The following is an 8,005-nucleotide window of genomic DNA, read 5'->3' on the forward strand; positions in this document are numbered from 1 at the left end:
CATCACCTCACTGCAGATCGCACCCAGCGCAATGTCCCGGAGCCCCTCACAGCTAAGCCACGCACTCGTAGAAATCCACCGCCGCGCACCCCCCCCCCCGGCCGGGCGCAACAATGCCGCCGCGCCCCGCCGCCCGGCGGGGGCGCGGGCCCCGCGGGGCACGTCGGCCAGACCCGGCCAGCGATCGGCGTGCGGCGCGGTGGCGGACCGCGCGGCGCACGGAGAGAGGGCGGTCATGACAGAGCCTCCTGAGGCAGATGCGGGGTGCGGGGCACGATCGGCAGGCGCCTGCGCCACAGACGCACGCCCTGCCAACGGATTCGGGCGGCGATCCGCCAGGTCTCGAAGGGGTGCGCGAGCGCGGCGCCGAGCACCGCGCGGCGGCTCGCGGGATGCACGAGACCGCGCACGGTCGCCGCGAAAACGGTCCGGCCGTCCGGTTCCTCGAGCGAGATCGCCAGCCGGAGGCGCGTGTCGGGCAACGGGAGACGCAACCGATAGTGTCCGGCCACCGGGTTGAACGGCGAGACGTAGAACCCTTTGGCGACAACCGGTTCCGGTCCGGGCGGAATGAGGTACCGGTGCCGTTCGCCGTAGGTGTTGTGCACTTCGGCCAGCACACAGCGCAACGCGCCGGTGTCGTCGTGGCACCAGAACACGGTGAGCGGGTTGAATACGTATCCGAAGACGCGGGCGTTGGCGAGCATGAGAATCGTGCCACCGCGCAGATCTATGCCGTGCCCGGCGAGATGGCCGACCACGTTCTCGCGCAGGGTCGCCGCCGGGTCGCCGAGATGGTCACGCGCGGAGAAGCCCGCGACCAGCCCCAACGGCCATGGCAGACGCGGGATTTCGTCGAGGTCGACGAGCCAGCTGTAGCTGCGGTACGCGAACCGGTGCCGGATCGGCTCGCGACGCGAGTGCCGGATCACGGTGCGCACCAGGCGGGCCCGCGTCATCTCGCCGCCTCGACCCCGACCGATACGGGCGCGGGCCGCGTAGGCCAGTGGCCGCCGACGAGTTCGGCGGCACGCAGCCCGGACAGCGCGCCGTCCTCGTGGAATCCCCACCCGTGGTAGGCGCCGGCGAAGGCCACGACCCGGTCACCGATCTCGGGCAGCCGCCGCCGGGCGGTCATCGAGCCCGGGGTGTACTGCGGGTGCTCGTAGGTCATGGTGGCCAGGACCGCGTCGGCGGCCACCCGGTCACCGTCGCCGAGGGTCACCAGGAACCGGCGGTCGGCGGTGGCGGGCAGGCGGTGCAACCGGCTCAGGTCGTAGCTCACGAGCACCCGGTCAGGCGACGAATCACACCGCGGCAGACGATAGTTCCACGACGCGCGCGCGGCGGAGCGGCGCGGGAGCACGGACTCGTCGGTGTGCAGGACCGTGTGATTGGTCGAATAGGTGAGCGCGGCGAGGATGCTCGACTCCGTCCAGCTCGGGGTGTCGAGCAGGCGCAACGCCTGGCCGGGGTGGGTGGCGATCACCGCGGCGTCGAATTCGTCCACCCGATCGGCGTCGTCGCGGACGGTGACCGACGAGCCCGCGCGGTGCACGGTCCGCACCGGTGTGCCCGCCCGCACCTCCTGGACACCGGCGGCGACGGCGCGCACATAGGTCGCCGAGCCACCGACGACGGTGCGCCAGGTGGGCGAACCGAACACGGTGAGCATGCCGTGATGGTCGAGGAAGGTGAACAGGTAGCGGGCCGGATAGCGCAGGGCGAGGTCCGGCGGGCAGGACCAGACCGCGGCAACCAGCGGGACGAGGAAGTGCGCGGTGAAATAGGTCGAGAAGGCACCGGCGCGCACGAACTCGCCGAGCGTCCTGGCGTCGTCACCGTCGGCATCCAGTTCGGCGCGCGCGAGGCGGTGGAAGCGCCGGATCTCGGTGAGCATCCGCAGGTAGCGGCCGCGCAGCACGGTACGCGGCCGCGGGAAGATCCCGGGCAGCCCCTTGGCGCCCGCGTACTCGAGGCCGCAGCCGTCACAGCGGATCGACATCGACATGTCCGAATCCTGGGTGCGCACACCCAGCTCGTCGAAGAGCCGGAGCAGGGTCGGATAGGTGCGATCGTTGTGCACGATGAAGCCGGAATCGACGCCGAGCCAGTCCCCGGTGCCGTCGGCGCGGGAGTTCACGCGGTGCGTGTGGGCATGGCCGCCCAGGCGGGAATCCGCCTCGTAGAGCACGACGTCGCACGTGCGAGAGAGGACCCAGGCGGCGGTGAGACCGGCGACTCCGCTGCCGACCACCGCGATCCGCCGCCTGCCGCCGCGCTCGGCGGTGACCTCCCCGCCGGACCGGTTGTTGATCATGACGTCCTCCGGAGTTCGATCGGGCCGACTGTCCGGCCCACACCAACGACGCTATCATGCAATTGATGCACAAACGATGCATCTTTTCGTGCCGACCCAGCAGGGGGATGCGATGACCGTTCAGCTTCCGGCAGCTCTCGACACCGCACTGGACCGCGCCATCGCGCCCGGCTACAGCCGACTCGGATTCCGCTTGCGCAGCCATGGATGGACGCCGCTGTCCGACGACGCCCTGCGCGGCCGCACCGCGCTCGTCACCGGCGCGAACTCCGGCATCGGCAAAGCCATCGCGACCGGGCTGGCGCGGCACGGCGCGTCGGTCGGCCTCGTCGTGCGCGACCGCGCGCGCGGCGAGGCCGCGGCCGCGGAGATCGCCGCCGAGGTTCCGGGCGCCCGGATCGAGGTCGAGCGATGCGATGTCGCCGACCTGGCGAGCGTGCGGGAATTCGCCGCCGAGTTCACCGGCGGGGCCCGCCGGGTCGACGTCCTGGTCCACAACGCGGGCGTGCTGCCCGCGGCGCGCACCGAGAGTCCGCAGGGACACGAATTGTGCTCGGCCACCCACGTTCTCGGCCCGCTGCTGCTCACCGAGCTGCTCGCCCCGGCTTTCACGGAGGGTGCCAGAGTGATTCTCATGTCCTCCGGCGGCATGTACGCCCAGCGCCTGCACCCCGACGACCTCGAATACCGGCGCGGCGACTATCACGGCGCCACCGCCTACGCCCGTTCCAAGCGGATGCAGGTCACCCTGACCCCCGTCCTGGCCGACCGCTACGCCGCCGCGGGCGTCGCGGTGCACAGCATGCATCCCGGCTGGGTGGACACCCCCGGCGTCGCCACCTCGCTGCCGAGGTTCCGGGCCCTCACCCGCCCGGTGCTGCGCACCCCCGCCCAAGGCGCGGACACCGCGGTCTGGCTGGCCGCCGCCGACAACCTCCCGTCCGGGCGGTTCTGGCACGACCGCAGACCCCGGCCGGAGCACTACACGCGGCGCACCAGGGAGACCGCCGTCGACCGGGAGCGCCTGTGGCAGTTCTGCGCGTCCGCGACAGGACTGGACGCCCGATCGTTGTAACGATGCATTTTCGATTCAACGAAGCGTCGCGGCGAGATCCGATACCGCGGTCTCATACACCCCGTACCGCAGTCGGATGTGTTGTGGCGCAGGGTGTTCCTACCGTCAGGTCATGCGCCTTCGATCCATCGCCCTCGCGATCTGCACAGCCACGGTCCTGACAGCGTGCGGCACGAGCACGGCCACGCCGACACCCACGCACGACGCCGTCCGCGCCGACCTGGACGCGCTGATCCGCGCGGGCGCCGTCGGCGCGATCGCCACGCTCACCGAGAACGGGGTCACCACCGTACTCACCGCCGGACACGCGAATCTCGCGGCGCGCACGCCGATTCCCACCGATCAGCCGCTGCACGTCCGGGTCGGCAGCGTCACCAAGTCGTTCACCGCCGCGATCGCCCTGCGACTGGCGGCCGAGCGCGAACTCGACCTCGACGAGCCGGTGGACACCTATCTCCCCGGCCTCCTCGCCGGTGACGGCGTGGACGGGCGCGCCATCACGGTGCGCCACATCCTCGGACATCGCAGCGGACTGCCCACGCCCGCGCCCACACCGGACCTGAACGAGGCCGCGGCGGCCCGCGACGGCCGCACCTTCACCCCGCCGCAGGAGATCGCGCTCGCCCTGCGGGAGCCCGCGCGCTTCGCCCCCGGCACCCGGTTCGAGTACTCCAATACGAACTACATCGTCGCCGGGATGCTGATCGAAGCGGTCACCGGGCGGCCCTACCCCGACGTGCTGCGCGACCGCGTCCTGAGTCCGCTCGGCCTGACCCGGACCTATCTGCCCGCCACCGGCGAGACGGGCCTGCGCGACCCGCACCTGACCGGTTACGCCACCGTCGACGGCCGGGTGACCGAGGCGACGCGCATCGAGCCCTCCCTGCCGTGGACCTCGGGAGCGCTGGTCAGCACCGGCGCCGAGCTGAACCGGTTCTTCACCGCGCTGGCGGCCGGGCAGGTGGTGCCCTCCGCCGAGCTGGCCCAGATGCTCGACGGCTCCGACATGGGTCGCGGCGACGGATTCTCCTACGGACTCGGCCTGGCCTACACCGAACTACCGTGCGGCGCGCGCTCTCTCGGTCATGTCGGCGGCGTCCACGGATTCTCCACCATCGCGGGTGCCACGGCGACGGGTCGCGCCGTCACCTTCTCGGTGACCGGCGCACCGGACACGGTCGACATCCGCGCCATGCTCACCCACGCGCTGTGCGATTGAGCCGAGGTCGCGCGGCTTCACCCCTCCCTGACCGGTGCCGACCCGATCGGCGGGACGGCCGTCTCGCGCAGATCGCGGCCCCTGGTCTCCGCGGTGAACGCGAGCGCGGCCAGGGCCAGCGCGGCGGTCACGGCGATGATGAGGCTCAGTGGCGCACTCGAGCCGTCGAAGCCGGCCAGCAGGGCGGCGGCGATCATCGGGGTGAAGCCCGCTCCCACCAGGGCCGCGCTCTGATAGGCGATGGACACCCCGCTGTAGCGGATGCGGGTGGGGAACATCTCCGACAGCAGCGGCGTCAGCGGCGCGTACATCGCGTTCTGCAGCAGCTGGGCGAACATCAGGCCCGCGGTCATGATCACCAGGGACCCGGTGTCGATCATGGCGTAGAGCGGGAAGGCGAACAGGATCGCGCCGACCGCGCCCGCCATCATCACCCGCCGTCTGCCCAGCCGGTCCGACAGCGCCGCGCACAGCGGGATGGCGACGACCGAGACCACCACCACGAACAGCAGACAGCGCATGACATCGCCCACCGCGTAACCGATTCCGGTGGCGTAGGAGATGATGTGCGAACTCGTCAGCGCGGTGAGCGCGAAGGGCGCGATTCCGGCGACCACCGCGAGGGCGAGCGGTCGCGGCCGCCGCAGCACCTCGAGCGCCGGCGTCGACGGACGCTGCTGTACGGCCGCCGCGGCCGCGAACACCGGGCTCTCGGTCACGCGCAGCCGCACATAGAGGCCGAGAACCAGCAGGGCCGCGCTCAGCAGGAACGGCAGCCGCCACCCCCACGACCGGAACGCGTCCTCGGGCAGCTGGGTCACCACGGCGACGGCCGCGGTGGACAGCAGGAACCCGAACGGTGTGCCCAGCTGCATGATTCCCGCCCAGCGCCCGCGACGGCCCGCGTCGGCGTGCTCGACCACCATGAGCGCGGCGCCGCCCCATTCCCCGCCGACGGCCAGGCCCTGCACGATCCGCAGCAGCACCAGCAGGATCGGCGCGGCCGCGCCGATCGTGTGATACGTGGGCAGCAGGCCGATCAGCGCGCTCGAGGTGCCCATCATGATCATGGTGATCAGCAGCATCGATTTGCGGCCGAGCCGGTCGCCGAAATGACCGAAGATCACCCCGCCCAGCGGCCGGGCGACATAGCCCGCGGCGAGGGTGCCGAACGAGGCGATCGTGCTCAGCGCCGGATTCGAGCCGGGGAAGAACAACGGGCCGAACACCACCGCGGCCATCGTCCCGTAGAGAATGAAGTCGTAGTATTCGATCGTCGTCCCCAGCAGGCTCGAGAACGCCGCGCGGCGCCGTAGGCTCGCGTCGGTGCCCTGCGGGACAACGGGATTCGTACTCTCGGGGGGCGGCGTACTCAAGGAGTCGCTCCTTCACGGTCGCATCGCGGAACCCGGCGAGAGTCCCAGTGCGACAGCACCGTCGGCAACGGTCGCGACCACTGAGCGGGAGCCGTGCCAGAATGCGGCCATGACCATCAAGTTCGACGCACTCGATGCCGCCTTGCTGGCCGAACTGGCCCGCGACCCGCGCGCGCCGATCCTCGAGCTGGCCCAGCGGCTCGGGGTCGCCCGCAACACCGTGCAGGCGCGGATGCGGCGACTGGAGTCCTCAGGCGCGGTGCGCGGCTACCCGCCCGACATCGACGTGCAGGCGATCGGCTTCGCCGTGCACGCCTTCCTCGGCATCGAGCTCGACCAGAACAAGATGGACCCGATCATCGAGACGTTGCGCGGGTTCCCGCACGTGCTCGAGGTGCACGCCACCACCGGCCGGGCCGACCTGCTGGTCCGCATCGCCGCGCGGTCCCAGCAGGACCTGCTCGAGATCATCCAGCGGGTGCACGCCATCGACGGTGTGAAACACACCGAGACGATGCTCGCGCTGGCCACCCCCATCGGGTATCGGAGCCTGCCGCTGGTCGAACACCTGACGAGCACCCGTGATGTGACCTAGGTCTCCGGGCTCGAGCAGATTGACGCGTTCACCCCAGTGGCGTAGATCACTTTTGAGCAGTCTGATCAACTTTTCGGGCGACTGTTGACACAGATCACCCCTCCCCGGCACATTTCGCTGCACCGATAGCAAGTTCCTTCGCGCAGTGAGGTGATCATGACCAGCGTCGTCTGTTCCACCGCCCGACCGCTGGCCGACCCGGCCGCACCCTACGACCTCGCCGATCGCTACCGCTCCGGCGCGGGCCCGGTGCTGCTGACCGGGGTCCAGGCCATCGCCCGGCTGCTGGTGGAACAGCATGTGCGCGATATCCGTGCCGGTCGCCGGGTGGCGACCTTCGTCTCCGGCTACCAGGGCAGCCCGCTCGGCGGCGTCGACAAGATGCTGCTCGGCATGCCCGAGGTGCTCACCGAGCACGACATCACGTTCGTACCCGGCTACAACGAGGAACTGGCGGCGACCTCGGTCTGGGGCAGCCAGGCCGACCTGCCCGCCGGCACGCCGACCCACGACGGCGTGGTCGGGGTCTGGTACGGCAAGGGTCCCGGCGTCGACCGCGCGACCGACGCGATCCGCCACGCCAACATGTACGGCGTGAACCCCCGCGGCGGCGTGCTGCTGCTGGTCGGCGACGATCCCGCCTCGAAGTCCTCGACCGTGCCCGCCGTCAGCGAGCGCTCGCTGGCCGCCATGGGTGTGCCGGTGCTGTTCCCGCGCAATGCCGAGGAGATCATCACCCTGGGCATGCAGGGCATCGCGCTGTCGCGGGCCTCGGGCTGCGTGGTGGCGCTGAAGATCGTCGCCGATGTCGCCGACGGCGCGTGGACGGTGGACGCGAGCGTGGCCGACCTGGCCGTGACCGTGCCCGAAGTGCAGTGGGAGGGAAAGCCGTTCGTCTACCGGCAGCGGCCGATGGCGGCGCCCACCGACAGCGTGCTCGCCGAGGCCGACCTCTACGGCCCGCGCTGGGCGACCGTGCACGCCTACGGCGCGGCCAACGCGCTCGACGTCATCGAGGTGGATCCGGCCCAGGCGAAGATCGGGATCGCGGCCACCGGCACCACCTTCGACGCGGTCCGCCAGGCGCTGCTCGACCTCGGCGTCGACGAGGCGGCCATGCACCGCGCGGGCATCCGCCTGTTGCGCATCGGCATGCCGTACCCCCTCGGCTCCGCCGCGCTCACCGAGTTCGCGCGCGGGCTCGACCAGCTCGTCGTGGTGGAGGACAAGACCGCGTTCATCGAGACCCAGGTCCGCGAGATCCTCTACGGCACCCCGGACGCGGGCCCCCGCGCGGCCCCCCCAAACCGCGAAAACCCCCCCCGGCGCCGCGGGCCGCCCCCAGGCCCGGGGGGGGGGGGGCGCCGTGAAAAGCCTACGCCGTAAAAGCGGGGGGGACAAAACCGTACCGCCCCAACCC

General features: G+C 71.2%; 6 protein-coding genes and 1 pseudogene. 4 read left to right on the forward strand and 3 right to left on the reverse strand.

Annotation, left to right across the window (positions count from 1 at the left end):
• Positions 1-233: 233 nt before the first annotated feature.
• Positions 234-959 carry a DUF1365 domain-containing protein gene (locus QH270_RS24460; protein WP_280346431.1) on the reverse strand — a complete coding sequence of 242 codons (726 nt, stop codon included), beginning with the start codon at positions 957-959 and terminating at the stop codon, positions 234-236.
• Positions 956-2,320 (reverse strand): NAD(P)/FAD-dependent oxidoreductase, encoded by a 1,365-nt coding sequence (locus tag QH270_RS24465; protein WP_280346432.1) that lies wholly within the window; start codon positions 2,318-2,320, stop codon positions 956-958. Before QH270_RS24465 ends, QH270_RS24460 begins: the two co-directional genes overlap by 4 nt.
• Before the next feature lie 112 nt (positions 2,321-2,432).
• On the opposite strand from QH270_RS24465, the gene QH270_RS24470 reads away from it, so the two are divergent.
• A complete protein-coding gene (locus QH270_RS24470) occupies positions 2,433-3,395 on the forward strand; it encodes an SDR family NAD(P)-dependent oxidoreductase (RefSeq protein ID WP_280346433.1) in 963 nt (320 codons plus the stop codon).
• A gap of 112 nt (positions 3,396-3,507) precedes the next feature.
• Positions 3,508-4,614 (forward strand): serine hydrolase domain-containing protein, encoded by a 1,107-nt coding sequence (locus QH270_RS24475; RefSeq protein ID WP_280346434.1) that lies wholly within the window; start codon positions 3,508-3,510, stop codon positions 4,612-4,614.
• A gap of 17 nt (positions 4,615-4,631) precedes the next feature.
• On the opposite strand, the gene QH270_RS24480 is transcribed toward QH270_RS24475, so the two are convergent.
• Positions 4,632-5,990, reverse strand: coding sequence for an MFS transporter (locus QH270_RS24480; protein ID WP_280346435.1), 1,359 nt, complete (start codon positions 5,988-5,990; stop codon positions 4,632-4,634).
• A 109-nt stretch (positions 5,991-6,099) separates the two neighbouring features.
• Between QH270_RS24480 and QH270_RS24485 the strand changes: the two genes are divergently transcribed.
• Together QH270_RS24485 and QH270_RS24490 are read left to right on the forward strand one after the other, a co-directional pair.
• Entirely contained in the window at positions 6,100-6,585 is a 486-nt protein-coding gene (locus QH270_RS24485; protein WP_280298342.1) for an Lrp/AsnC family transcriptional regulator, read from the forward strand.
• Positions 6,586-6,741: 156 nt separating this feature from the next.
• Positions 6,742-7,878, forward strand: a pseudogene (locus tag QH270_RS24490) (indolepyruvate ferredoxin oxidoreductase family protein); the annotation flags it as partial.
• Positions 7,879-8,005 lie beyond the last annotated feature (127 nt).

It is taken from the genome of Nocardia neocaledoniensis (assembly GCF_029868625.1).
GTDB lineage: Bacteria > Actinomycetota > Actinomycetes > Mycobacteriales > Mycobacteriaceae > Nocardia > Nocardia neocaledoniensis_A.

Excerpts from the sequence above, each read along its gene's own strand:
- QH270_RS24460 (WP_280346431.1), bottom strand. The coding sequence starts at position 959 with ATGACGCGGGCCCGCCTGGTGCGCACCGTGATCCGGCACTCGCGTCGC.
- QH270_RS24465 (WP_280346432.1), bottom strand. The coding sequence starts at position 2,320 with ATGATCAACAACCGGTCCGGCGGGGAGGTCACCGCCGAGCGCGGCGGC.
- QH270_RS24475 (WP_280346434.1), top strand. The coding sequence starts at position 3,508 with ATGCGCCTTCGATCCATCGCCCTCGCGATCTGCACAGCCACGGTCCTG.
- QH270_RS24485 (WP_280298342.1), top strand. The coding sequence starts at position 6,100 with ATGACCATCAAGTTCGACGCACTCGATGCCGCCTTGCTGGCCGAACTG.
- QH270_RS24470 (WP_280346433.1), top strand. The coding sequence starts at position 2,433 with ATGACCGTTCAGCTTCCGGCAGCTCTCGACACCGCACTGGACCGCGCC.